Below are 23,770 nucleotides of genomic sequence, written 5' to 3'. Positions count from 1 at the left end.
GATGACTACCTATAACCAGCTTTTTGTTTTGTGCAGCATCATTGCTGTTGCCTCTGTTTCCGGTTGTACGCCTTTGATTGATACTGACTCTGAAGGCAGGCCTGCTTTGCCAGCCAACAAGGTTGAGCTGCAACAAGGCCGTGTGACCTATAAAAAGGATCAACCTGTAGCGAGTTCGGACGAGCTTTATGTTAATCAATACGATAGCGCCACAGTACAAAACGCCCGGATGGCAGGAATGAAGTTACATAGCTACAAGCCTGAACCTGCCATTACGGTCAATCACTATGTGCAAAGTCTGATGCATGATTTAGCGGCCAATCTGGAAGTGTTAAGTACAACTTTTAGTGTAGGGGTGACTAGTTTTGTTTATCTGGACGGGGATTACCAGCAAGGTGATTTGTTGGGGAATCAACTCTCAGAGGCTTTTATGCATGAAGCTACACAGTTTGGTATAGCGGTAACAGATTTTAAAACCACAGATTATATTCGAGTGACTCCCACTGGTGATTTTACCTTTAGCCGCGATTTCCTTGAGCTGACTCAGCAGTACCCCATTAGTGTTGTGTTGGGCGGAACCTTAGTTCGCCATCATGGTGGCGTTATTGTTAATGCCAGAATGGTCAATGTAAACGATAAAAAAGTGCTGGCATCGGCCCAGGCCTTTATTCCACAAAATGTGGTGCAGGCGTTAAAGGCAACACATAGTGCACCTTTGTTGCAGTTAAAAGCAGCTGGGACACCTTAACAGGTTGAAACTGGATAACTTTATGAACTCATTGAATTCAACTATGGCCTCTGAATCAGCCAAAGCACTGTTAATAGCAGCTGTGCTGTGTTTATCCGGTTGCGCTGCTTCAAGCACTGGCAGTACAGAAGTTACCCCCAGTTCGTCTGCTACAGCTGATAGCCACCAGATGGCTGACGAAGGTTTCACTGAAAGCTCCGTAGTGGTCAGCTCATCCACTGAACTTTGTAAATGTGACTCTGATTCTTCATCCGAAAGCTCCCACACACAAAGTGCAACGACACAGAACAGAGACACTGAATGGTTTGGCCTGACTCAACCTTTTCAGGAGGCTGAGCCTGCCATGGGTATGACACAGCAGTCTCAATTAGACAGTGCTGCAGTGAACAATGGTCAGCCTATTCCGGGTTTGAGGGTAAAACAATTTAGCCGCAGAACTTTACCTTCTGAATTAGCTGTGGCTGCTGCAGATCCTCAGTTGTATAACTCGGCTCCCCAGTTCATTCAAAGCCGTAAATCATTGAGTGACTATGTGGCGCAACTGGCCTTTAAACTGGCCGGAAATCAGCAATTGCAGGGCGCCAAAGTAGGGGTAGCGAGTTTTGTTTTGTTTGATTCGCAGCTTGAACACACCAGCACAATAGGTAACCAGCTTGCTGAAGAGTTGAGTACCGTATTGCCTGGTTATGGTGCTGCAGTGATTGAATACAAACTGACGAAAAATATTACTGTAGGTCCAACAGGCGATTTATCTTTATCCCGCACTACATCAAAACTCAGAAATCCTCAGGGCATTGATTATGTCCTGACAGGTACTATGACTCCGACACGTCGTGGTTTGCAAATCACCAGCAGAGTGGTTTCTACCAGGAATAATGTCGTCATCAGCTCAGCAAGTACGTTAATTCCGGCTTTGGTGTTACAACAGCTGTAAGCCTGATACTTGTAAAGAGAGTCAGTAAGGTTGTGCCGCAAAACAGCACTTGGAAAAGATGGCCGCCCCAACAGGAATCGAACCTGTAACTGCCCCTTAGGAGGGGGCCGTTATATCCATTTAACTATGGAGCGAACAGGAGGGCTAAGCTACCACATCCATTGAGCGCTGTGAACTCCAGTCAATTCAACAGGTTCTTTATTGAACAAATCTGTCATCTTGCTGAACTTCGTTATGACAAAAGCAGGGCGCTCTGATCCAGAAGCGCTGACCTACCTTTGCTCTTGGACCAAAGTTGCTGCATCGCCAACCTGAACATTAGCTAATAAGTCCATATTCACACTCTGTGCCCAGGCGTTCTGATGGGTCAGTTCAGTCACTTTCACTTTCAGTTCACTGATAGTCAGTTGATCCTGCAATTGACCTAAACTGTCTTTGTGCTGGCGACGATGCAGAATAGTAAGTTCGTCGCCAAGTTTTAACCCTTGTTTGCTGCCAAGGTTCAACAGCACTTTGTGCTGATCCACCAGAGTGATATCAGCCAGTATGGTTTCACAGCGTAACGCTTCTTCTACATCCTGAGCTGCTGCGTTTAATACCCGCTCGATGGACCTGCCGTAGTCTGTTTGCCAGAAACGCTGGGTTTTTGGACTGATCACTGTAGTGTCACGAAAACCCCATACGGCAGAGGTTTGATATTTCTGGTTCAGCAATACTTTTTGTTCCTGAATATCAGATAACTCCAGCTGCAGCTGATAAAAACGTTCACGGTCCGGGTCGGACCAAAAAGTCCAGTTGCTGCCAACACGCTCTCCTAAAGAGACATCTCCCAAACTGGCTTTGAGCAAATAGCGGCCGCCATAATTACGTTGTAAGGCGCTGCGGTCGGCATAACTCAGTTCTTTTTGCCTGATAGATTGAGGCAGCAGTTTAATCAGGCTTGAACCGGAGGACTCTTCCAGTTTCTGAATAAACAAACTGGTACTGGCTTGATCCAGCTCGTACAATTGCCCTGCAATAGCCTGTTCACGGTTCTCAATGATAAATGGGCTGATCAGTAGCTCTTTTTTCAGTTGCAGATTGGCACACTGATTTTGATCCGGATAAATATCAGCACGGATAGTGACATTGATATAGCCGTATTCTTCAGTCTCTGAGACTATTTGTACATGCTGGACTTCGCCCTGAGTTTGTAAAACCATAGACTCCTGAGTCAATAAGCCGTCAGTCACTTGTTGCACTGTGCGGATAGAGGCCCCTGAATAAAGCAGGGCTTTACGCACCGCATCTTCGGTGGCAGCTGTTCTTGCTGCTTTAGTATCACCAGAGCGCAACACGGCCTGACCTGTTGCCTCGTACCAATCAGCCATGGCATTGCCACAAACCAGTGGCAATGCCAGCATTGATAAGCTGAGCGCAGATAGACGCATGACAAATCCTCAATAAAGTAATTAAGTGAGTACGAAGCAAAAGCTATGCCTGAATTCGTGTTTCTACCAATAAAACTTCATTTATAGAAAAGGCATGGATTGTGCATTCTTTATCTTGATGAAATTAAGCGAAAGTGGGCAGAGGCACACCATGATGAACAAACTGACAATCAGCGCATTGTTACTGACCTTATTACCGGGCTGCAGTTTGGTAGCGGATCGGCATGTAGAATGGGAAACTGTTGAACCAGAACGTTTTCCGGTACTGAAAGCTGTGGGTTATGCGCCATTAAGTCAACAACCTGGAGCCACTGAGCAGGAACGAATGTTGATGGCGATGAAAGCCTCTAAGCTGGAGGCTTATCGTGAGCTGGCAGAGCAGGTTTATGGCCAAAGAATTGACGCCCGCGCCAATATGCAGCAAATGATGGTAGGCAACGACCAGTTGAGCTCCTCTGTCAGTGGCATTATTCGTGGTGCCCGGGTAGTGAAAACTTATCCGGTGGGCGATGTATACGCCACAGAGCTGGAACTGGATTTTAAACAGGTGTATGACCTGTATTTAAACAGCCAACCTGCTCGCCGCATAAAGAATGTGAAGTACTATTAATAGCGGGTGCAGCCTTCAGATCAAAAAAACCGTCAGATGACGGTTTTTTTTGTCGGGTAACGGAGCGTCTAGGCTTTAATGCCTGGCCCTTTATCTACCTGAGCCGCTTTGCCTTTATTGGTGTAGGTTAACCCTGCACGGCCACGGCTTTGTAACAACTCGGTTTTAAAACGTTCAATCACTAACTGGCTTTGTTCCACGCTTTGGCTGTTCACCTGATTTTGGAATTTACACTGAGCCAGCTTTTCTTCAAGACGCTGTAAATGCTCCTGAAACCAACTTTGTTCTTTTGCTTCAGCCAGTTCGGGTAATACAGCTAGTTGTTGATCCGCAGTCTGAACCAGTTCAAGGAGTTGGATTTTTTCTTCGGTATTACTTTTGAGTGCTTCAACATCGCGGGTCCGGATGGCGTCCAGTTCCCTCTGAAGCAACAAAAACAGCACATCCAGGTGCTGCTCTTGCTCATTTAGCAGGGTGAGAATAGAGGAGTTGGCGGTACTCATTTTTTATTGAAAAACTCGCCTTCAAACTGGACAATACGACGCGCCAGTTGTTCTACATTCACTTTGTATTTGCCTTCAGAAATCTCTTGTTTGATCTTATCAACTTTCTCTTGATCAATACCTGAGCTGGCTTTGGCCTTCTCCTGAGCTTTACTGAATTGCTGCGCCTGAGACGTCAGCGACACTGAATCCTGTTTTTGTGCAGCTGTGCCTGTAGTGGCTTGCTGCTGAACGGCCTGTTGTTGCACAACCTGCTGTTTTTGAACGTTTTGTTGTTCGGCTTTATCTGCTTTCACTTGTTGAGTGACTGGCAGGCCTGTGTTTACATTGATCGCCATTTTTCTATCCTCTCTATCCGGTTTCGGATCCCTTACTTTGTATAACGGCAGCGGTCGACAAAACTTTAGTCAGAATTTAAAATTTTATTGCAACTTTTTTCACTGCAACTACTTCTGCGACTATGGTTCTGTTGGACTGTCTGTTGGTTACCTGGATCTGGTCACCAAGAATGCCATCCATCTGAGCTATTCCTACAGCCCTGACTTCAAGACCGTTATTCAATCCACTAATTGTAACTATATCGCCTTTACATACAAGACAAAGATCCTGCAATGTCACAACTTGTCCTGCTGACAGGCTTCTTTTCACTCTGGCTCCCAGTACTGAAGCCGGGTTTTTAATTAAAGAACCCCGGGTCAACCTCAGATCTGCTTGTCCAAGCGTTAACATATCGGCAGTGATTAAAGAACCTAAAGCTATATTTCGCAAACTCAGCACAGCTTCTGTTTGCTGGCTAAAACGAACTGCGACAAATAATTGCCATGTTTGCGGGCTTTGACAGCGAATTTGTACAGTCGCCTGATTGCCGACCGGACCTGCAAAACTAAACTGCAAAGGCTGATCACAGGTTTTATGCCCCAGACGTGAGTCCAGAGTTGAGATCTGACTTTGCGCACCTTGTGGAATTTCTTTCTGCTGCTCCAGCCATTCCTTTGCTGCCGCTGTTAATTGTTGCGGGCTGAAACTTGCCGCCTGTAGCGAAAATGCTGCACAAAACACTGCTGCGGACAAAGCGCAAAGCAGGGGGTATTTCAAAAAATTATCGTACATTTTCATATGGTTTCAGCTATGCTTTATCGGCAAAGGGTTATAACATACATAAGTATGTCAATTTTCAGTCATTTTTCATCCTAGCGTGACCTAAGCAAGAATCGTTCCCGATTTCTTAGGGGGCACTAATTCTTTCAGGCAGGGGAGTCTTCTATGGCGGGTATTCTGGATTCAGTCAATCAGCGCACTCAATTGGTGGGTCAGAACAGACTGGAACTTTTGTTATTTCGCCTCAGTGGTCGCCAGCGTTTTGGTATTAATGTGTTTAAAGTACGTGAAGTACTGCAGTGTCCTCCTTTAACCGCTATTCCAAAACGTAATAAATACGTCAGAGGTATTGCCCATATCCGCGGTCAGACGATTTCTGTAATTGACTTGAGTTTGGCCACTGGTGGCCGTGCTATAGAAAATACCAAAGACTGTTTTATTATCATCGCTGAATACAATCGTTCTGTGCAGGGGTTCTTAGTCCAGTCTGTTGAACGAATCATCAATATCAATTGGTCTGCCATTATGCCACCGCCAAAAGGTACTGGTGGTAAACAGAGCTACCTGACCGCAATCACTGAAATTGATAAAGAGCTGGTTGAAATTATTGATGTTGAGAAAATTCTCGAAGAAATTTCACCGTCACCCACAATGATCAGCAGCAATGTCGTCACTTCGACTATTAGTGAAGATTTGGGGGACAGACTCATTCTGATTGCCGATGACTCCGCTGTAGCACGGAATCAGGTGAAACGCGCTTTAGAAGGTTTAGGGGTGCAGATGCACCTGGTCAATAATGGCCGTGAAGCTTTAACTTATCTACAAGAGACCGCAGCGGCCTGTCAAAATTCGGTCACTGATAAAGTGGGGCTGTTGATTTCTGATATAGAAATGCCAGAAATGGACGGCTATACCCTGACTGCAGAAATTCGCCTGGATCCGAGGCTGAAACCCTTGCATGTGATTTTACATACATCGCTCAGCGGTGTTTTTAATCAGCAAATGGTACAAAAAGTGGGCGCAGATGATTTTATTGCGAAATTTAACCCGGATGAATTAGCCGAATCCGTGCGGAAATGGTTGCATACTGATTAGAGGTTTTATGTTAGTGGCAAACAAAGAGCTGCAGGAAAGTGAGTATCGTCTGTTTCGGGATTTCCTCGAACAACAGTGCGGTATTGTGTTGGGTGATAACAAACAATATCTGGTCAAAAGTCGTCTTGCGCCTTTGATGCAGCGTTTTGGTTTGTCGTCGCTGTCTGAACTGTTGAATAAAACGCTAAGCCCTTTTGAGCGGCAATTGCGTTCCGCTGTGATTGACGCTATGACCACCAACGAAACCTTGTGGTTTCGTGACAGTTATCCTTATGAGCTGCTGAAAAAGCAAATCCTGCCTGAATTTGAAAAAGATCATAAAACCGTCAAAATTTGGTCAGCGGCCAGTTCCTCTGGTCAGGAACCTTATTCCATCGCAATGACTGGCATGGAGTTCATACAGGGCCGGCCTTCAGCCTTTCCTTTGGGCTTGCATATTTTAGGGACTGACATTTCTAATGCGATGCTGGAGCATTGCCAGCGCGCTGAATATGACGGTCTGGCGTTGTCCCGCGGTTTGTCGCCGGAGCGCAGGAGTAAATTTTTTGACGATTCTGGCAACGGCATGATGCGGCTAAAAGATGCCGTACGTAAAAACGTTTCATTCCGTCATTTAAACTTACTGGACAGTTATACGCTGCTGGGTAAGTTCGACATTATTTTCTGTCGTAATGTACTGATCTATTTTTCCCCTGAAGTAAAAATGAAAATTATTAAACAGTTCTCACAGGCGTTAAACCCGCGTGGTTACTTGTTTCTTGGTGCTTCTGAATCCCTCTCCAGCCTGAACAACGACTTTGATATGGTGCGTTGTAATCCAGGCATTGTGTACCGCAAAAAAGTCTGACAAAAAATCTGGCCTGAGTTTTGCTTAGTATTTGCCATCTCTGAAAAACAGGATGGCAATAATGGCAATCAGCTTCGATAACGCATTTGGGCTTCACCCAGAAGCACTACTGATCCGCGACAAACGTTCTCAAGTCTTGGCCGAAAATATCGCAAATGCCGATACTCCGGGTTACAAGGCAAAAGACATGGATTTTCAAACCGCTTTGGCCGGTGCTCAGTCACGCCAGTCTGGTTCGCTTGGCCGCACAGATCCAAGGCACTTTGAAATCTCCACAGCCCGCCATGCCGAGTCTCAGTACCGTATTCCTAATCAGCCTGATACCGGGGATGGCAACACTGTTGACATTCACGAAGAGCGAAATGCTTTTATCCGCAACAACATGGAATATCAGACGACACTGAACTTCCTGAATAGTCGTATCAGTGGACTGAAAAAAGCCATTACCGGAGCATCACAATAATGAGCCTTTCTAACCTTTTTGATAGTGCCAGTACCGGAGTATGTCAATCATGAGTTTATATAACGTTTTTGATATTGCTGGTAGTGGAATGTCTGCCCAGCAAGTGCGGTTAAATACCACCGCCAGCAATATGGCCAATGCCAATAGCATCAGCAGCAGCATTGATCAAACCTACCGTGCCCGCCACCCTGTTTTTGCCACAGCGCTGGAACAGGCTCAACAAGGTCAGGAAAGCGCCAAAGTTCAGGTTTTGGGTATAGTCGAGTCCGACGCGCCGCTGAATGTAGAGTATGCACCTCATCATCCGTTGTCTGACGAAAAAGGCTACATCTACAAGCCTAACGTCAACATTATGGAAGAAATGGCCAATATGATTTCAGCATCACGCTCCTATGAAACCAATGTACAGGTGGCTGATGCCGCCAAACAAATGGTGAGCCGGACGCTGATGATGGGCCAACGCTAAGGGGTAAGGCATGAGTAATGTAACCAATGATAAAAGTGCTTTAGATGGCATGTATTGGGGGGAGAAGCCCACAACACCGGAATCGGAAGGCAATGGTGCTTTAACCCAATCGGACTTCTTTGCGCTTTTAACACAGCAGTTGGCCTATCAGGATCCAACCAAACCTGTTGAAAATGATCAGATGATAGCCCAGATGACGCAATTCACTATGGCTGATGGTATTTCACAGCTGAATACCAACTTTAAAGATTTTGCTACCACTATGAATTCCAGTCAGGCGCTACAGGCATCTTCTCTGGTTGGGCAATATGTATTGGTGAAGTCAGACGATATGGTCTTTGATGGTGAAAATGCCGTGGTTGCCAGTGCAAATTTCCCTGAAGATGCAACTAACATCAAAGTGCAGATTAAAAATGCAGATGGTGTTGTCGTCCGCTCAGTGACTATCGAGGATGCCGCAGCAGGTCGTTTACAGCTTCCTTGGGATGGAACCACAGATACTCAGGCCGAGAATGAAGATGGTACTCCTAAAGTGGATAAAGATGGCAACCCGGTCATGGAACTCGCGCCGAAAGGTGTGTACACCATCTCTGTAGAGGGCTCTATTGCAGGTAAAAATGAAGCCATAGTCACCTCTGTGTATGCTCCGGTCACCAGTATTACTTTAGGCAATGGCACCACTCAGGGCCTGTTATTGAATGTGTATGGCCAAGGCCAGAAAAAATTATCTGATATTGAAGAAATTGCAACCTAATCAAAGATTTGAGGTGAACTATGAGTTTTAATATAGCGTTAAGTGGCCTGGCTGCTGCTCAAAAAGACATTGATACCACAGCGAACAATATAGCGAACGTTAATACCACAGGTTTTAAAGAATCCCGTGCTGAGTTTGCGGATGTGTATGCAGCTTCGGTATTCAGCTCAAACAAAACTAAAGTAGGTGATGGTGTCACTACTTCTAAAGTGGCGCAGCAGTTTTCTCAGGGCTCGTTAAAATTTACCAACAACTCACTGGATTTAGCTATTACCGGTGATGGCTTTTTTGCGATAGCTCCTGAAATTGGTAACCGTGATTATTCCTATACCAGAGCCGGTGCCTTTAAACTGGATAAAAATAACTTTATCTCTGATAACAACGGCGGCTTTTTACAAGGTTTCCCAGTGAACCCTGCCACAGGTGAAACAACCTCGGTTAGTTTAAGTACCACTTCACCTATTCAGATCCCAAATACAGCTGGTGCACCACGTGCCACACAAAACGTATTTTTGACCATGAACCTGGATTCACGTCAGCAGCCTAAAGCAGTGCCGCTTCCGGCCTTTGATGCCACTAACTCGGCAACCTATAACAACCAGACTTCGACCACTGTGTATGACAGTTTGGGTGAACCTCATATTTTATCTATGTATTTCCGTCGTACTGATCCGGTTACAGACAATGACTGGGAAGTTTATGCGGTATTAGATGACAATACTGGAACTCCTTTTACCTTGCCTGCGGCTACACCTGTGCTGGACTTTGATTTAAACGGTAATCCAACCACTACGCCTATGCCATCTTTGGTGATGCCTAAAGCGACCTTAGATGGTTTATTGGCCAACGGTGCTCAGTTTACCACTGATGTTTCAATCAACTTTACCGATCCGGCTGGCACTAAAAATCCAACTCAGTACTCCTCTAAATTTGAGCTGGGCAGTCTGGATGGTGACGGTACTACAGTGGGTCGTTTAACCAGCGTAGATATTGATGCGACAGGCAAAGTGATGGCGTCTTACTCCAACGGCGATCAAACCTATTTAGCTCAGGTAGCTATGGTGAAGTTTGCTAACCCACAAGGGTTAACCCAGGCTGGCAACACCTCATGGCGTCAAAGCTTAATGTCGGGTGAAGCTTTAGCAGGTGAGGCAAATTCTGGTACTTTTGGCGCTATTAATTCCTCAGCTTTGGAAAGTTCGAATGTGAACCTGACCAACGAACTGGTGGATTTAATAGCCGCTCAGCGTAACTTCCAGGCCAACTCAAGGGCGCTTGAAGTTAACAGTACCTTACAAAATACTGTGTTGCAGATCCGATAATCAGCGATTTGGAAAAGCCCAAAGTGTTTCACTTTGGGCTTTTTTGTTCCTGGGGTTTATGTGCTCTGTTGGAAAACTCAGGAAGATCTCTGTTCGTAGCGCATAGTTGGCAACTACCGAGGTGATGATGAAATTCAGAACCCTTCTGACGTTCGGCATATTCGCGACATTCTGCTGTTCTGGCGCAGAACAGGACGTGCTGATCACCACTGATTTTGTGCTTAAAGCCGGCGCTTCTCAAAGCCGTACCCTGAACATAGCGAAGCCAGAACAACTGGATACGCTGGTTATGATTGGCTTTAACCCGATCAAGGCCTTATCTGTTGATTGTGTACTTCGATTGTACAGTCCGTCTGAGGTATTTATCGGATCCTACAACTGTGGCGAACGCCAAAGTCATGTTTTTAAGCAGCCTTTGCTGGTCACTTCTAAGGTTCGTGTACAAATCGAAGTCACAAATTATAACTTTACGACAACCACTACGGCGTTTTCCGTTACCAACAGATTCAAGTTTGTTGCGCCAGCCAACTAGCCAGCCCCGTGTTGATAGTGCAAAATTAAAAACGATGGCTATCTTAATTTTTCCATTAAATACAATTATATAGATTCATTCCCTTCTGCTAGGCCACAGAGTGTTTTCTTCTTGGCATCAGTCTTGCTTTACTTAACTTATCTCAAGTGGAGGCCGGACTATGGACCATTTACTGTATATCGCGATGAGCGGTGCCAAAGAGAATATGAATGGCATCAGTATTAAAGCGAACAACCTTGCAAACAGCACTACGACGGGCTTCAAAGCTGATTTGGAGCAGGCCAGGGCAATGCAGGCTTTTGGTGAAGGTTTACCCACCAGGGTATTTTCGCTGACAGAACGACCTGGTCAAAATTTTGACGACGGCGCTTTTATTATCACCGAGCGTGACCTGGACATCGCAGTGCAGGGCAAGGGGTGGTTGTCTGTTCAGGATGCCGAGGGTAATGAGGCCTATACCAGAACAGGCAATATGCAGCTTAGTCCGACAGGTATGTTGCAAACGGCTTCGGGCTTAAGTGTGATAGGTGAAGATGGTCCTATTCAGATCCCTCTGCCTATCAGCAAAATGGAAATTGGTGATGACGGCACCATCAGTATCAGACCAGAAGGCGCGCCAGCCAATGCGATGCAGGAAGTGGCACGACTTAAGCTGGTTAAACCTGAATTTCAGGATATTGAAAAAGGCACAGACGGTTTGTTCCGGCGTAAAGATGGCGAAATCGCAGAATTAGATGCAACGGTCAGAGTGATGAGCGGAGCAGTGGAAGGCAGTAACGTCAATGCAGTTGGCGAAATGACCCAGATGATCAGTTTACAACGTCAGTTTGAAGTACAGGTCAAAATGATGAAAACAGCCGAAGATATTGATCGGCAACACAACCAAATTATGAGAATTATGTAGGCGTAAGCCTGGGAGGTTAGCATGCATCCAGCTTTATGGATCAGTAAAACCGGTTTGGACGCGAAGCAGCGTGACATTTCGGTGATTTCAAACAACCTGGCCAACGCCAGCACTATTGGCTTTAAAAAGAGCCGTGCTGTATTTGAAGATTTGTTGTATCAGAACATTAATCAGCCGGGCGGCCGCTCTTCACAGAACTCAGAGTTGCCTAATGGCTTGATGTTAGGTGCTGGTACTAAAGTAGTGGCAACTCAAAAAAGCTTTACTCAAGGCAATATGATCACTACCGAAGGCAGTCTGGATGTGATGATCCAGGGCCATGGTTTTTTTGAAGTACTGATGCCGGATGGCACTATTTCTTATAGCCGAAATGGTCAGTTCACGACAGACAGTGAAGGCAACTTAGTCACTTCAGGCGCGGGTTACCAAATTCAGCCAAACATAGTGATCCCTGAAGATGCACAAAGCATCACTATTTCTCAGGATGGTGAAGTCTCAGTGCGTTTACCGGGTCAGGTTGATCAGGCTGTTTTAGGTCAGTTAACAGTCACCAACTTTGTTAACCCGGCAGGTTTAGAACCTGTTGGACAAAACTTATTTACTGCAACAGCTGCCAGCGGCGATCCGGTGCAAGGTATTCCTGGTTTGGAAGGCCGCGGTATTTTAGTGCAGGGCGCTTTGGAAACCTCAAACGTCAATGTGACGGAAGAGCTGGTCAGCCTGATTGAAAGTCAGCGGGTTTATGAAATGAATTCCAAAGTAATTTCAACTGTTGATCAGATGCTGGGTACCATGATCCAGCAGCTGTAGGAGTAGGTGGATGAACAAGTTAATTTTGTTAGTACTGACACTGCAACTTTGTGCCGGCTGTGCTGGCAGCTTCAATGAACCTATGCCGGATGACCCGAATTTTGCGCCTCTGCCACCAGAGCCAGAAGCGGTTCCGCTGTCAAACAATGGTTCATTGTTTGCGCAGGGGTTGTCTAATGGCTTGTACTCAGACAATAAAGCCCGTCGCCCTGGTGACATTATTACTGTCGTACTGAAAGAAAATACTCAGGCTTCTAAAACGGCTAAAACAGAGTTTGGTAAAGACAGCTCTGCCAGTTTTGATCCTATGATTGGGTTAGGTGGCCGTGAGGTCAGTGCACTTGGCAATACCCTGCAGTTTGGTGCTAATTCCGCCTCAGACTTTAAAGGCGACTCCAAAGCAGACCAAAGCAATAGCCTGGTTGGTGATATTTCGGTAAACGTATTGCGAGTGATGGCCAATGGTAATCTGGTGATCCGTGGTGAAAAGTGGCTGACACTGAATACGGGTAAAGAGTTTATTCGTCTAACAGGCGTGATTCGTGCTGAGGATATAGATTCGCGGAATACTGTTCAGTCCACCAAAATTGCTAATGCCCGCATTGAATACAGTGGCACAGGGGCAACTCATGGTGGCCAGGGCCCGGGTTGGTTAACCCGGTTCTTTAATGGTGTGTTGTGGCCGTTTTAATACAGGTGAAATGATGAAACTAATCCAAAGCCTTTTGTTGGTCGTGTTGTCCGGAGCTTTGTCTTTCCCGGCTTCAGCAGCCCGCATTAAAGATTTAACCAGTGTACAAGGGGTGCGCAGTAACCAATTGGTGGGTTATGGTCTGGTGGTGGGTTTGCCTGGTACTGGCGAGCAAAGCCCTTTTACTGAACAAAGTTTCAGAACCATGCTAAGCAACTTTGGCATCAATATGCCGGCTGGAATGAAGTCTCAGATCAAAAATGTGGCCGCTGTGGCAGTACATGCAGAGTTACCTGCGTTCAGTAAGCCGGGCCAGACCATTGATATCACAGTATCTTCTATGGGCAGTGCCAAAGGCTTACGTGGCGGTACCTTATTGCAAACTTTCCTTAAAGGTCTGGATGGCAATGTTTATGCGGTAGCCCAGGGCTCATTGATTGTCAGTGGTTTAGGGGCTGAAGGTGCGGATGGCTCACGAGTGATGGTTAATACCCCCACTGTAGGGCGTATTCCCAATGGTGCTACGGTAGAACGTGAAGTACCGTCGCCTTTTGCTGATGGTGACTTTATTACCTTTAATTTAAACCGATCAGATTTTACCACTGCCAAAACTCTGGCGGAAACCATTAATAACTTTATTGGTCCAGGCACTGCATTGTCGCTTGATGCGTCTTCAGTACAGGTCAGAGCGCCACGGGATATGGATCAGCGGGTGTCTTATTTATCGACTCTGGAAAATTTAACTCTGGAGCCAGCCAGCCAGTCAGCAAAAATCATTATTAACTCCAGAACCGGCACTATAGTCATAGGTAAAGATGTACGGCTTTTTCCTGCAGCTGTCACTCATGGTGGCTTAACTGTGACCATTGCCGAGAATCCTGTTGTAGTGCAACCCAACGCTTTAGCCGGCGGGGATACGGCTGTTGAACAAAATACTATTATTGATGTAAGGCCGGACCGATCGCGCATGTTTAAATTCGACCCCGGCACGACACTGGATGATTTAGTCAGCACCATCAACGCCGTAGGCGCAGCGCCAGGTGACTTGATGGCCATTTTAGAAGCCTTAAAAGAAGCGGGCGCCATTCATGGTGAGCTTGTGGTGATCTAAATGAGTAAAGTTGAGCACAAAGTTAACTATCATGATTTAACCAGCTTACAGCAGCTGAAGCACAACTCCGGTGGAGATGATGATAAAGCGCTGAAACAAGCGGCTAAACAATTCGAGTCTATTTTCATGGGCATGCTGCTGAGCAGCATGCGTAAGGCCAATGAAGTATTTGAAGATGACGGTGCGCTCAACAGTCAGGCTACCAAGTTTTATAAAGATATGTACGACAAACAATTGGCAACTGATCTGTCAGAAAAAGGTAGTTTAGGTTTAGCCGATTTGTTGGTACAGCAATTACGGCCAACAAAAGGCAAGACCACGCCAGCTTCTATGCTGAAGGTACCGACTGAAGCCGCTCCTGTGCGTGAATTAACGAGCAGTGCAGCTGCAAAAACGGATGCGGCAGCTGTTGTTGCTCAAGTGAAAAAGTCAGCTGATATAGCGCAACCTGCAGCAGTTGCACCCTCAGCTGTGGCCACTGAAACACTGATTTCTGAACCCGACAATGACGACTGGACTTTTGAAAGCCCTGGCGACTTTATAAAGAAACTAATGCCAGCTGCTAAACAAGCGGCACAGAAGCTAGGTTTAGAGCCATTGGCGTTGTTAGCTCAGGCCGCCTTAGAAACCGGCTGGGGGCAACGTACCTTTAAAACGGCTGAAGGCAATAACAGTTTCAACTTTTTTGGCATCAAAGCGCATAACAGCTGGCAAGGTGACGTCGCTGTGGTAGATACCCTGGAGTACCGTCAGGGCGTGGCACAAAAAGAAAAAGCCAAATTCCGTGCTTATGAATCGCCAGAGCAAAGCTTGGGGGATTATGTCGACTTTATAAAATCCAACCCTCGTTATCAGCAGGCTGTGGCTATGGCGGATAACCCCAAAGCCTATTTTCAGCAGCTGCAGGCGGCAGGTTATGCCACAGATCCAAATTACGCTCAGAAAATTTTATCGGTATTTAACAGCGAAACTTTCAAACAGGCACGAAACCTGCTTGCAAACAACGAGTAGAGAATAAAACCAGATGTTTAACCAGCCATGCCGGTTAATAAAGCAACGATGCACAGGCATCAGCGGAGACTCAGATGTCAGATAACTTACTTCGGATTGGAACCTCAGCCATACTGGCCAGTACTGCTTTGCTTTCGACTACAAGTAATAACATCGCCAATCTGAACACTCCAGGCTACAGCAGGCAGCGCACAGAGTTTGAATCGAACATACTGGGGCTGGGAGTGGGGCGTGGCACCACAGAACGTCTGGTCAATGAGTTTGCCCAAAAGCAAATGTGGCGTGATACCTCTTCTGTTGGTTATGCGAACCAGTACTTATCCGAAGCGAGCCGTGTTGACACTTTGATGTCCGATCAGTCCAACAGTATCTCGACAGGTATGTCATCTTTTTTTAGTCAGTTACAAACGGCCATTAACGATCCGACCAATGCAGCGTCCCGCCAGTTAGTGATGGGGAATGCTCAAACTTTATTAAACAGATTCAATACGTTGTCCAACCAAATGACAGCGCAGAACAAGTACCTCAGTCAGCAACTGGAAACAGATGCTGCGGATGCCAATGAGCAAATCGGGGTGATTGCTCGTTTAAATCAAGAGATTTTGGCTTACGGTAATAATCCGGCTAAGCCACCGCCGTTAGACTTGCTCGATAAAAGAGACCAGGCCATTAAAGAGTTGTCCGTTCTGGTTGATATTAATGTGCTGGATGCTGAAAACGGTGATAAACAGGTTTTTCTGGGCAGTGGCCAGTCTCTTGTACTTGAAAACGGCAAGTTTAATTTGTTCAGCGTGGCGGGCAACCCGGATCCAAACAGAAAAACTTTACAGCTTAAAGCTGGTACCAATCAGAATGTGATCATTAATGTCTCCGAAACAGATTTAGGAGGCAAAATAGGCGCATCGCTTGAGTTTCGGACTAAAGTGCTGGATCCAGCTCAGCGGGAGTTGGGGCAACTGGCATTAGCCTTTACCGACGCCTTTAACACCCAAAACCGTTTAGGCATGAATGCCGATGGTAATTTGGGTGGCGATTTATTTACCTTGCCAAATTTTACTGCTTTTCCTTATGCCGGTAATACTGGTAGTGGGGCAATTACTGCCTCAGTGGCTGCAGGGCAAGGCAAAAATATTCCGGCGAATGACCTTCGTATCACCTTCACCGCTGCCGATGCGTTTACTGTCGAAGCCATGGACGCGTCAGGCAATGTGATACCAGGTACTGCTATCAGCCGGACCGGTGTGACTTTTCCTGTCACTGTCACATCAGACGATACCAACGATTTTTTTGGTTTAAATATTACCTTAACCAACGGTGCTCCGGCTTTTGCTGCGGGTGACCAGTTTGATTTAAAGCCTTTAAGTATGGCGGCACAGAATATTAGTCTGGCAACAAATCGCCCTGAGGCTCTGGCTTTTGCATCGCCACTTAAGGGAGAAAAAACACTGACCAATCTGGGCAATGCTGAAATAGATAAACTATCTATCACCAGCGTAGGCCAGACAGGCAACAGATTATCGCAGCCTGCTAACTTTACCGATGGCCCCATTTCTATTACTTATTTGGGCAATAATCAGTTTCTGATCGAAGACTCAGGTGCTCCTGTTGTCAGTGAGACTATTACCTTCGCCGGCACTGATTATCAGAACTTGTTAGGCGGTTCGGTGAACTTTGCTGATGCTGGTTTTGATTTTTCTGTTAAAGGTGTGCCGCAAGTGGGCGATACATTCAGTGTTGCTTACAACACTGGCGGTTTTGAAGACAACAGAAACGGCTTGTTACTGGGTGATCTGCAAAATTCCGATATGGTTCGCATCAACGCGGCCACCACAGTCAATGCAGATAAGTATCAAACCTTTAACCAGGCTTATTCGGAGTTAGTTGGCTCTGTTGGTACTCACACCAGTCAGGCTCGTGTTGCCGCTGCATCGTCTAAATCCTTGTTAGAACAAACGACAGCATGGCATGAATCATTATCTGGTGTCAGTTTGGATGAAGAAGCGGCGGACTTAGTGCGGTTTCAGCAAACTTACGCAGCGGCGGCTAAAATTTTGTCGACGTCACAAACAATTTTTGACACGCTGTTGCAGGCGGCGAGGTAATAATGCGTACTACGTTTAACATGAAATACAGCCAGAGCCTGGATTCAATTTTAAGTACACAGGACAAATTACAAACTGCAAGTTTAATGCTGAACAAGCAGACCAAAATTCTGACTGCTGCTGATGATCCATCCGGCGCCGCCCGTGCTATTGGTCTGGAAGCCAATATTCAGCAAACCAATCAGTATCAGAATAACAACACTGCAGCACGTAACAGCCTTGAACTCCAGGAAACTGTGCTTAGCAGTGTTCGTGATGCGATGGACAGAGCCCGGGTTTTAACCTTGTCGTTAGGCAATGGTACCTACGATGAGAACGATCGCAAAGCTATAGGTGATCAGTTAGGCAATATTCGTGATGAATTATTTGATTTGATGAATCGTCGGGATGAACTGGGTGGCTATTTGTTTTCTGGCTTCCAGGATCAAACCCAGCCTTACAGCCTGAACAGCGCCACCGGAGAATACGAGTTTAATGGTGACGAAGGTCAAAAATCTATTCAGTTGTCTTTGTCCATTTCGATAGCCGCCAATGACAGCGGTCGCAGTATTTTTGACAGTGTGGACAAGCGTTTTCAGACCAGCAATGCAACAGTTGGCGCTCCTGTGACTGCGGCTAAAGTGACAGTGGCCAACCAGAGTGTGTTTGATAATTTTTATAAGCAAAATTATGACGGTTTAACACCGGGTAACAATGACTACTCAGTGGTATTTTCTGCGCCATCCAATTATGAAATTCAGCGCAATGGTGCCTCTCAAGTACCAGCAGTCACAGGTACGTATACGCCTGGAGAGCCAATTAACTACAATGGTTTGTCGGTTGATGTGACTGGTGCGGCACCGGGTGGCACTGTGGATTTCAGCCTACAACCGCCGGAAAAAACCAATATTCTGAATTCTTTAACCGACTTAATTAATGGCATTGAAGCAGGCGACAGCGGGGATGTGCTGAACGAGCGTATTCTGGATGCCACTGTTGAAATTGACAATGCTTCAACAAAAGTCGATTCTGCCGTGTCTTCTATTGGTGGTCGCTTAAATGTGATTGACAGCATTTTTGGCAGTAATGAAGATGTACTCATTGCCACTAAATCTCACAAAGCCGACGTAGTGGAACTGGATTACAGTACGGGTATTACTGAACTGGTAAAACAGGAAACTGCATTGCAAGCGGTACAGGCTACCTTTGGCAGAGTGACGGGCCTGAGTTTATTTGACTATATTAACTAAGCACTTTTCTTAAACTTTATTCTCCGGCAGGAAGCCTGTTATGTCTTTGCAAGAACTTTCTCGTTTTGATCAACTGTATTTACAACCCAGTGACTGGCCAGTCAATGAATTTCATCACTGGGACACAGTCAACTTTTCTACTCTTGACCCAGAAAACCAACTCAACCTTTTAAAGAACTTCAGCCCTGATTCTGTGCCTGTCACTTTATGGCGTAAAGTACGGTTATTGTTGCTGGGGGATCAAAGTGTGGATGGGCAAAAACTACTGAGCCTTTTTAGTACTCTGCCTTTTTTGCAGCAGAACATGCTGTATAGCCAACTGATGCGTGCTAATTTTGTAGGCCAGTCTTTTGCGTATGACTACGCTCCTTTATACCGATTGATGATTGATAATTTTTGCCAGCAAAGTGCAGAGTTTTGCCATGTCAGCCCTTTGATAGGCAGCGGCAACGAAGACGTTGTGTTACTGCTGACCAATCAGTTTGTCACGGTTCAGCACGGGCCTACTCTAACCATTTTAAATTACGCCAGCGCTTTAAAAGCTATGGGTAAACACCCTGTGGTGATTTGTTGTACCAGCGTAGCCAAGTCTGGGCATTATGTGTATCCGATGCCAGCACCGGTATTTTTTGGCACAGTGCGTAACGAATACTTTCAAGGCGATACCTTGTTTGATTTGGACGCAGGCAAACAGCAACCTAATGTGGGTGGTGCAGTGGTTAAATGCTGGGATCAATACTTTGATTTTATGCAAATAACACCAATGGACGATACAGAGCATCTGATTGATTTAGTCAATGTGATTAACCAACTCAATCCACGCTTTATTATTGGTGTGGGTGGTTTAAATCCTGTATTGGAGTTTATTGCTCAAAGCCGGCCTGTACTGAATGTACCTTGTGTCACTTCTCTAGTCACGCCTTTGTATGCTATGCCAGTGTTGCATCGCGAACTGACAGAAAAAGATCAGTTACGGCTTGAAGCTCTGTCTTTATCTCATCCGGTGCTGACCAGTCGTTTGCCGTTCAGATTACGTAAGTTTGACTGTGTAAAAAGCAGCAAGGTAGCAGATAAAATACTGAAGTTTGTCGTTGTCGGTTACCGGCTTGAGCATGAAATGCGATCCGATTTTATCAACACTTTGTTGATGATTAAAAGGCAGCTTCCGCAGTCGGCTTTTGTTTTTATCGGGCCTGATGCGATTGAAGGATTTCCGGCTGAGCTAGAATCCTGCAGTTATTTCAGTGGTAGAGTCAGCAATGCCATAGACCTCATCGCCAATTGCCACTTTATGCTTAACCCCAGACGCCAGGGCGGTGGTACTTCTGCCATTGAAGCTTTAAGTCTGGGGATCCCGGTATTGACTGAAGCCTATGGTGATGTGTATCAGTATATAGGGGATGACTTTGTGTTTTCTTCTGATCAGGAACGGCTGGAGTTTATTCAGCGTTATCTGACTGATGCAGAATTTGCAGCTGATTACACTCAGACTTGTCTGGACGCTGCAGCAAAAGCCACTGATTCCTCCGCTATAGTTCAGCAACTACTGCTTGATTACGACAGTTACATCTATCAGCTTCAACATTAAGGGGCGCAGAGCAAGCCGCCAGGTGTAGCTCTGCCTCATTGCTCTATTCCACAAGTGCTCAAACTTCTATTTCCCCAGCTTTTTCGCCTATTTGGCTTTAAAACCAGTATTTGAATTAAAGTTCTGCAGTTGCCTGCCGATACTATAGTTAGCTGCAAAAATACCCGCAATAAAATATCCTAAGTCTTTAAATTTATTCAATAAAATTAAAGAAAATCCTCAAGAAAAACCTCCTGACGTCGATACAGTAATTAAGCAGGGAACAACAAAATAATTACTCTGCAAATATAAAAAACTCAGGAGATATATCATGGCTTTATTTGTTAATACTAACGTTTCGGCGTTAAATGCCCAAAGGCAACTAATCAATTCAGGTAAATCATTAGATACAGCGTTTCAACGTTTATCTTCAGGTTTCCGTATCAATAGTGCTGCAGATGATGCTGCAGGCTTACAAATCAGTAACCGTTTGACCAGCCAGGTGAATGGTTTGGATCAAGCAATAAGAAATGCGAACGATGGTATTTCATTATCTCAGGTTGCTGAAGGCGCGATGGATGAAATTACCAACGCCTTACAACGAATTCGTGTACTTGCAGTACAGTCACAAAATGGTATCAACAGTTCCAGTGACCGTATTGCGTTACAAAAAGAAGTCTCTGCGTTAAAAGCAGAAATCAGCCGGATTGCCGCAACAACGCAGTTTGGTGGTGTGAAGTTGCTGGATGGTATGTACTCTTCCACTTTCCTGGTAGGTGCTAACGCGGGCCAGACCATTAGTGTGAATATATCCAGAGCTGGTGGTGGTTTTGGTTCATCAGGTTTAGGTATTGCAGGCTTAAGTATCAGTAGTTTAGCTGGTGCATCCAGAGCTCTGGCAAGTATCGACAGTGCCATTAACGTCATTGACTCCAAGCGGGCAGACTTAGGTGCGATTCAAAACCGCTTCCAGTCAACTATTCGTAACTTATCGAACATTGTCGAAAATATTTCGGCAGCACGAAGCCGGATCAAAGATACCGACTTCGCAAAAGAGACAGCTGATTTAACTCGTGCGCAGATTTTGCAACAGGCCAGTACTACTATTCTGTCCCAGGCGAATCAAAGACCACAGTCTGCACTGTCTTTGTTACAAGGTTAATTACTCAACAATAAATATTACATATTGAATCGATCTTTAGTACGACTCCTGAGCTTTATGCTCTTTGGCCATACGGCTTTACCGTATGGCCTTTTTTATTTGTATCTAATAGTGGAATGTTTGTTTGATAAATTATAAAAAATAGCTAAAGAAACAATATTGTTTGCCGATACAGTAATTGAGTGGATTAGATTAAATATAAAATGACGTGTCCACTTTTTGTTCAATAAACGCTCAGGAGAAATGATATGGCGTTATTTGTAAATACCAATGTCTCGGCGCTGAATGCGCAGAGGCAACTTATAAACTCGGGTAAAACCCTTGATACATCGTTTCAACGACTTTCGTCTGGTTTTCGCATTAATAGCGCAGCAGACGACGCAGCTGGTTTGCAGATCAGTAACCGCCTGACCGCCCAGATACAGGGCCTGGATCAGGCGATACGAAACGCCAATGACGGCATTTCATTATCCCAGGTGGCAGAAGGGGCCATGGATGAGATTACCAATGCGTTGCAGCGCATCAGGGTCTTAGCTGTGCAATCGCAGAACGGCATTAACAGTTCGGCAGATCGCGTAGCGCTGCAAAAAGAAGTATCGGCGTTAAAGACTGAAATCAGTCGTATCGCCACAACCACCCAGTTTGGTGGTGTGAAATTGTTAGACGGCATGTATTCATCGACTTTCCTGGTGGGGGCCAATGCGGGCCAGACCATCAGTGTGAATATCTCAAGAGCCGGTGGTGGTTTCGGAGCATCTGGGCTAGGAATAGCGGGCTTAAGTATCAGTAGTTTAGCTGGCGCCTCCAGAGCTCTGGCACAAATCGACAGTGCGATCAACGTCATCGACTCCAAACGAGCCGACCTGGGTGCGATTCAAAACCGCTTTCAGTCCACGATCCGCAACTTGTCGAACATTGTGGAAAATATCTCGGCAGCTCGCAGCCGGATTAGAGACACAGATTTTGCGAAAGAAACGGCTGAACTGACACGCTCGCAGATATTGCAGCAGGCCAGCACCACTATCTTATCGCAGGCAAATCAGAGACCTCAGTCGGCATTGTCATTGTTACAAGGGTAACGGACAAAGCAGAACGTTTAAGTTCAGCGACTGAATTTACCCAGGGTAGTTGAAGCGATAGAAGCAGCAACTACCAGGGGGACAACACGAACAGCACTGGATCTGGAAGGCATTGGGCGCCGGATCCGTACGACCAACTTTATGGCACTGCTCTGACGCACCTATAGCGAGGAGCTCCTGCCAAAGGAAAAAAGGAAAGGCTTTATGGCTACTTATTTACTAACCGGAGGATGACACCATGTCATTATATGTCAATACCAACGTATCAGCGATCAATGCACAACGTCAGTTAATTACATCTGGCAATTCATTGGATACGGCGTTTAAACGTTTATCATCAGGTTTTCGTATCAACAGCGCAGCTGATGATGCGGCGGGTTTACAGATCAGTAACCGTTTATCAAGCCAAATCAACGGCTTGAACCAGGCCATCAGCAATGCGAACGACGGCATTTCTCTGGCTCAAACGGCCGAAGGCGCGATGGATGAGATTACTAACTCTCTGCAGCGTATCCGGGTACTAGCAGTACAGTCGCAAAATGGTATCAATAGTTCGGCAGACCGGGTTGCATTGCAAAAAGAAGTATCAGCGCTGAAAACGGAAATCAGCCGTATTGCAACAACAACTCAGTTCGGTGGCATTAAGCTGCTGGATGGTAAGTTCTCCGCCAAGTTCCTGGTGGGAGCCAATGCCGGACAAAATATCAGCGTGAATTTATCACGCACTGGTGGGGGTTTTGGTTCGTCAGGTTTGGGTATCAATAACTTATCGATATCCAGTGTAGGCGGTGCTTCAGCTGCATTAGCCAGCATCGATAGTGCAATCAAAACTATCGACAGCACAAGAGCGGATCTGGGTGCTTTACAAAACCGGTTCCAATCTACCATTCGTAACCTGAGTAACATTGTGGAAAACGTGTCATCAGCGCGTAGCCGGATCAGAGATACTGATTTTGCTAAAGAAACCGCAGAGTTGACTCGTTCGCAGATCCTGCAACAGGCCAGTACCACTATCCTGTCTCAGGCGAATCAGCGTCCACAGGCGGCCTTGTCACTGTTAGGTTAATCTAAACCCGACTTTGATGACATGGTAATAAAAACGGACTCTACAAGAGTCCGTTTTTTTTGCCTGTGATTTATAAAAAGGGGCATAAAACTGCGAATTTCTATTTATTTTAAAAAATAATTTCACCCATAACTTTTTGAAAAATAACGAAAAGTGAAATTAATTGCCGCTTGCTGGAAAATAATTGCCTTTTTTTACTAAAGTCCTGAAGTTGCTTGCCGATAGCTAGTTAAGCC

At 45.7% G+C, this 23,770-nt stretch carries 25 protein-coding genes and 1 tRNA gene; 21 read left to right on the top strand and 5 right to left on the bottom strand.

Annotation, left to right across the window (positions count from 1 at the left end):
• The first annotated feature begins 1 nt into the window (after position 1).
• Together P3C17_RS12445 and P3C17_RS12440 are read left to right on the top strand one after the other, a co-directional pair.
• The gene (locus P3C17_RS12445; protein WP_300929734.1) at positions 2–748 is read left to right on the top strand and encodes a FlgO family outer membrane protein; all 747 of its coding nucleotides are present in this window, start codon (positions 2–4) and stop codon (positions 746–748) included.
• 22 nt (positions 749–770) lie between these two features.
• Positions 771–1,682: a FlgO family outer membrane protein gene (locus P3C17_RS12440; RefSeq protein WP_300929733.1), complete on the top strand. Its 912-nt coding sequence runs from the start codon at positions 771–773 to the stop codon at positions 1,680–1,682.
• A gap of 59 nt (positions 1,683–1,741) precedes the next feature.
• Here the strand turns inward: P3C17_RS12440 and P3C17_RS12435 are convergent.
• Positions 1,742–1,816 (bottom strand) — tRNA-Arg (locus P3C17_RS12435).
• 138 nt (positions 1,817–1,954) lie between these two features.
• Complete coding sequence (locus P3C17_RS12430) at positions 1,955–3,112, bottom strand: flagellar assembly protein T N-terminal domain-containing protein (RefSeq protein ID WP_300929732.1); 1,158 nt, start codon at positions 3,110–3,112, stop codon at positions 1,955–1,957.
• Positions 3,113–3,263: 151 nt separating this feature from the next.
• Here P3C17_RS12430 and P3C17_RS12425 point away from each other — a divergent pair, with 151 nt between their 5' ends.
• Positions 3,264–3,722 (top strand): LPP20 family lipoprotein, encoded by a 459-nt coding sequence (locus tag P3C17_RS12425; RefSeq protein ID WP_233078066.1) that lies wholly within the window; start codon positions 3,264–3,266, stop codon positions 3,720–3,722.
• Between the two features lie 68 nt (positions 3,723–3,790).
• On the opposite strand, the gene flgN is transcribed toward P3C17_RS12425, so the two are convergent.
• The 3 genes from flgN to flgA form a co-directional block, all read right to left on the bottom strand.
• Entirely contained in the window at positions 3,791–4,225 is a 435-nt protein-coding gene (gene flgN, locus P3C17_RS12420; protein ID WP_300929731.1) for a flagellar export chaperone FlgN, read from the bottom strand.
• Positions 4,222–4,563 (bottom strand): flagellar biosynthesis anti-sigma factor FlgM, encoded by a 342-nt coding sequence (gene flgM / locus P3C17_RS12415; RefSeq protein ID WP_233078064.1) that lies wholly within the window; start codon positions 4,561–4,563, stop codon positions 4,222–4,224. Before flgM ends, flgN begins: the two co-directional genes overlap by 4 nt.
• 76 nt (positions 4,564–4,639) lie before the next feature.
• Positions 4,640–5,335: a flagellar basal body P-ring formation chaperone FlgA gene (flgA, locus tag P3C17_RS12410; protein ID WP_300929730.1), complete on the bottom strand. Its 696-nt coding sequence runs from the start codon at positions 5,333–5,335 to the stop codon at positions 4,640–4,642.
• A gap of 153 nt (positions 5,336–5,488) precedes the next feature.
• On the opposite strand from flgA, the gene P3C17_RS12405 reads away from it, so the two are divergent.
• The 18 genes from P3C17_RS12405 to P3C17_RS12320 all read left to right on the top strand — a co-directional run bounded on the left by P3C17_RS12405 (position 5,489) and on the right by P3C17_RS12320 (position 23,534).
• Complete coding sequence (locus P3C17_RS12405; RefSeq protein ID WP_300929729.1) at positions 5,489–6,418, top strand: chemotaxis protein CheV; 930 nt, start codon at positions 5,489–5,491, stop codon at positions 6,416–6,418.
• A 7-nt stretch (positions 6,419–6,425) separates the two neighbouring features.
• Positions 6,426–7,265: a protein-glutamate O-methyltransferase CheR gene (locus P3C17_RS12400; protein WP_300929728.1), complete on the top strand. Its 840-nt coding sequence runs from the start codon at positions 6,426–6,428 to the stop codon at positions 7,263–7,265.
• A 61-nt stretch (positions 7,266–7,326) separates the two neighbouring features.
• On the top strand, positions 7,327–7,728 hold the full coding sequence (flgB, locus tag P3C17_RS12395; protein ID WP_300929727.1) for a flagellar basal body rod protein FlgB: 402 nt from the start codon (positions 7,327–7,329) through the stop codon (positions 7,726–7,728).
• A gap of 49 nt (positions 7,729–7,777) precedes the next feature.
• A complete protein-coding gene (gene flgC / locus P3C17_RS12390; protein WP_233078059.1) occupies positions 7,778–8,194 on the top strand; it encodes a flagellar basal body rod protein FlgC in 417 nt (138 codons plus the stop codon).
• Positions 8,195–8,204: 10 nt separating this feature from the next.
• Entirely contained in the window at positions 8,205–8,948 is a 744-nt protein-coding gene (locus tag P3C17_RS12385) for a flagellar hook assembly protein FlgD (RefSeq protein WP_300929726.1), read from the top strand.
• 20 nt (positions 8,949–8,968) lie between these two features.
• Positions 8,969–10,270 (top strand): flagellar hook protein FlgE, encoded by a 1,302-nt coding sequence (gene flgE, locus P3C17_RS12380; RefSeq protein ID WP_233078057.1) that lies wholly within the window; start codon positions 8,969–8,971, stop codon positions 10,268–10,270.
• Between the two features lie 106 nt (positions 10,271–10,376).
• Positions 10,377–10,802, top strand: a complete 426-nt coding sequence (locus P3C17_RS12375) for a hypothetical protein (RefSeq protein WP_300929725.1) — start codon at positions 10,377–10,379, stop codon at positions 10,800–10,802.
• 160 nt (positions 10,803–10,962) lie between these two features.
• On the top strand, positions 10,963–11,706 hold the full coding sequence (locus P3C17_RS12370) for a flagellar basal body rod protein FlgF (RefSeq protein WP_300929724.1): 744 nt from the start codon (positions 10,963–10,965) through the stop codon (positions 11,704–11,706).
• 21 nt (positions 11,707–11,727) lie between these two features.
• A complete protein-coding gene (flgG, locus tag P3C17_RS12365) occupies positions 11,728–12,516 on the top strand; it encodes a flagellar basal-body rod protein FlgG (protein ID WP_008898555.1) in 789 nt (262 codons plus the stop codon).
• A gap of 10 nt (positions 12,517–12,526) precedes the next feature.
• The gene (flgH, locus tag P3C17_RS12360; protein ID WP_300929723.1) at positions 12,527–13,207 is read left to right on the top strand and encodes a flagellar basal body L-ring protein FlgH; all 681 of its coding nucleotides are present in this window, start codon (positions 12,527–12,529) and stop codon (positions 13,205–13,207) included.
• 13 nt (positions 13,208–13,220) lie between these two features.
• Positions 13,221–14,318, top strand: coding sequence for a flagellar basal body P-ring protein FlgI (locus P3C17_RS12355; RefSeq protein WP_233078053.1), 1,098 nt, complete (start codon positions 13,221–13,223; stop codon positions 14,316–14,318).
• Positions 14,319–15,329, top strand: coding sequence for a flagellar assembly peptidoglycan hydrolase FlgJ (flgJ, locus tag P3C17_RS12350; protein WP_300929722.1), 1,011 nt, complete (start codon positions 14,319–14,321; stop codon positions 15,327–15,329).
• 74 nt (positions 15,330–15,403) lie between these two features.
• Entirely contained in the window at positions 15,404–17,431 is a 2,028-nt protein-coding gene (flgK, locus tag P3C17_RS12345; RefSeq protein WP_300929721.1) for a flagellar hook-associated protein FlgK, read from the top strand.
• 2 nt (positions 17,432–17,433) lie between these two features.
• On the top strand, positions 17,434–18,660 hold the full coding sequence (gene flgL / locus P3C17_RS12340; protein ID WP_300929720.1) for a flagellar hook-associated protein FlgL: 1,227 nt from the start codon (positions 17,434–17,436) through the stop codon (positions 18,658–18,660).
• A gap of 40 nt (positions 18,661–18,700) precedes the next feature.
• The gene (locus tag P3C17_RS12335; protein WP_300929719.1) at positions 18,701–20,248 is read left to right on the top strand and encodes a hypothetical protein; all 1,548 of its coding nucleotides are present in this window, start codon (positions 18,701–18,703) and stop codon (positions 20,246–20,248) included.
• Between the two features lie 310 nt (positions 20,249–20,558).
• Positions 20,559–21,389, top strand: a complete 831-nt coding sequence (locus tag P3C17_RS12330; RefSeq protein WP_300929718.1) for a flagellin — start codon at positions 20,559–20,561, stop codon at positions 21,387–21,389.
• A 248-nt stretch (positions 21,390–21,637) separates the two neighbouring features.
• The gene (locus P3C17_RS12325) at positions 21,638–22,468 is read left to right on the top strand and encodes a flagellin (RefSeq protein ID WP_300929717.1); all 831 of its coding nucleotides are present in this window, start codon (positions 21,638–21,640) and stop codon (positions 22,466–22,468) included.
• 238 nt (positions 22,469–22,706) lie between these two features.
• Entirely contained in the window at positions 22,707–23,534 is an 828-nt protein-coding gene (locus P3C17_RS12320; protein WP_300929716.1) for a flagellin, read from the top strand.
• Positions 23,535–23,770 lie beyond the last annotated feature (236 nt).

Source organism: Rheinheimera sp. 1928-s (assembly GCF_029269265.1).
Classification (GTDB): Bacteria; Pseudomonadota; Gammaproteobacteria; order Enterobacterales; family Alteromonadaceae; genus Pararheinheimera.
The sequence above is the reverse complement of the archived record's forward strand: the minus strand, read 5'-3'. Positions and strand labels throughout refer to the sequence as shown.

Excerpts from the sequence above, each read along its gene's own strand:
- P3C17_RS12445 (WP_300929734.1), top strand. The coding sequence starts at position 2 with ATGACTACCTATAACCAGCTTTTTGTTTTGTGCAGCATCATTGCTGTT.
- P3C17_RS12440 (WP_300929733.1), top strand. The coding sequence starts at position 771 with ATGAACTCATTGAATTCAACTATGGCCTCTGAATCAGCCAAAGCACTG.
- P3C17_RS12430 (WP_300929732.1), bottom strand. The coding sequence starts at position 3,112 with ATGCGTCTATCTGCGCTCAGCTTATCAATGCTGGCATTGCCACTGGTT.
- P3C17_RS12425 (WP_233078066.1), top strand. The coding sequence starts at position 3,264 with ATGATGAACAAACTGACAATCAGCGCATTGTTACTGACCTTATTACCG.
- flgN (WP_300929731.1), bottom strand. The coding sequence starts at position 4,225 with ATGAGTACCGCCAACTCCTCTATTCTCACCCTGCTAAATGAGCAAGAG.
- flgM (WP_233078064.1), bottom strand. The coding sequence starts at position 4,563 with ATGGCGATCAATGTAAACACAGGCCTGCCAGTCACTCAACAAGTGAAA.
- flgA (WP_300929730.1), bottom strand. The coding sequence starts at position 5,335 with ATGTACGATAATTTTTTGAAATACCCCCTGCTTTGCGCTTTGTCCGCA.
- P3C17_RS12405 (WP_300929729.1), top strand. The coding sequence starts at position 5,489 with ATGGCGGGTATTCTGGATTCAGTCAATCAGCGCACTCAATTGGTGGGT.
- P3C17_RS12400 (WP_300929728.1), top strand. The coding sequence starts at position 6,426 with ATGTTAGTGGCAAACAAAGAGCTGCAGGAAAGTGAGTATCGTCTGTTT.
- flgB (WP_300929727.1), top strand. The coding sequence starts at position 7,327 with ATGGCAATCAGCTTCGATAACGCATTTGGGCTTCACCCAGAAGCACTA.
- flgC (WP_233078059.1), top strand. The coding sequence starts at position 7,778 with ATGAGTTTATATAACGTTTTTGATATTGCTGGTAGTGGAATGTCTGCC.
- P3C17_RS12385 (WP_300929726.1), top strand. The coding sequence starts at position 8,205 with ATGAGTAATGTAACCAATGATAAAAGTGCTTTAGATGGCATGTATTGG.
- flgE (WP_233078057.1), top strand. The coding sequence starts at position 8,969 with ATGAGTTTTAATATAGCGTTAAGTGGCCTGGCTGCTGCTCAAAAAGAC.
- P3C17_RS12370 (WP_300929724.1), top strand. The coding sequence starts at position 10,963 with ATGGACCATTTACTGTATATCGCGATGAGCGGTGCCAAAGAGAATATG.
- flgG (WP_008898555.1), top strand. The coding sequence starts at position 11,728 with ATGCATCCAGCTTTATGGATCAGTAAAACCGGTTTGGACGCGAAGCAG.
- flgH (WP_300929723.1), top strand. The coding sequence starts at position 12,527 with ATGAACAAGTTAATTTTGTTAGTACTGACACTGCAACTTTGTGCCGGC.
- P3C17_RS12355 (WP_233078053.1), top strand. The coding sequence starts at position 13,221 with ATGAAACTAATCCAAAGCCTTTTGTTGGTCGTGTTGTCCGGAGCTTTG.
- flgJ (WP_300929722.1), top strand. The coding sequence starts at position 14,319 with ATGAGTAAAGTTGAGCACAAAGTTAACTATCATGATTTAACCAGCTTA.
- flgK (WP_300929721.1), top strand. The coding sequence starts at position 15,404 with ATGTCAGATAACTTACTTCGGATTGGAACCTCAGCCATACTGGCCAGT.
- flgL (WP_300929720.1), top strand. The coding sequence starts at position 17,434 with ATGCGTACTACGTTTAACATGAAATACAGCCAGAGCCTGGATTCAATT.
- P3C17_RS12335 (WP_300929719.1), top strand. The coding sequence starts at position 18,701 with ATGTCTTTGCAAGAACTTTCTCGTTTTGATCAACTGTATTTACAACCC.
- P3C17_RS12330 (WP_300929718.1), top strand. The coding sequence starts at position 20,559 with ATGGCTTTATTTGTTAATACTAACGTTTCGGCGTTAAATGCCCAAAGG.
- P3C17_RS12325 (WP_300929717.1), top strand. The coding sequence starts at position 21,638 with ATGGCGTTATTTGTAAATACCAATGTCTCGGCGCTGAATGCGCAGAGG.
- P3C17_RS12320 (WP_300929716.1), top strand. The coding sequence starts at position 22,707 with ATGTCATTATATGTCAATACCAACGTATCAGCGATCAATGCACAACGT.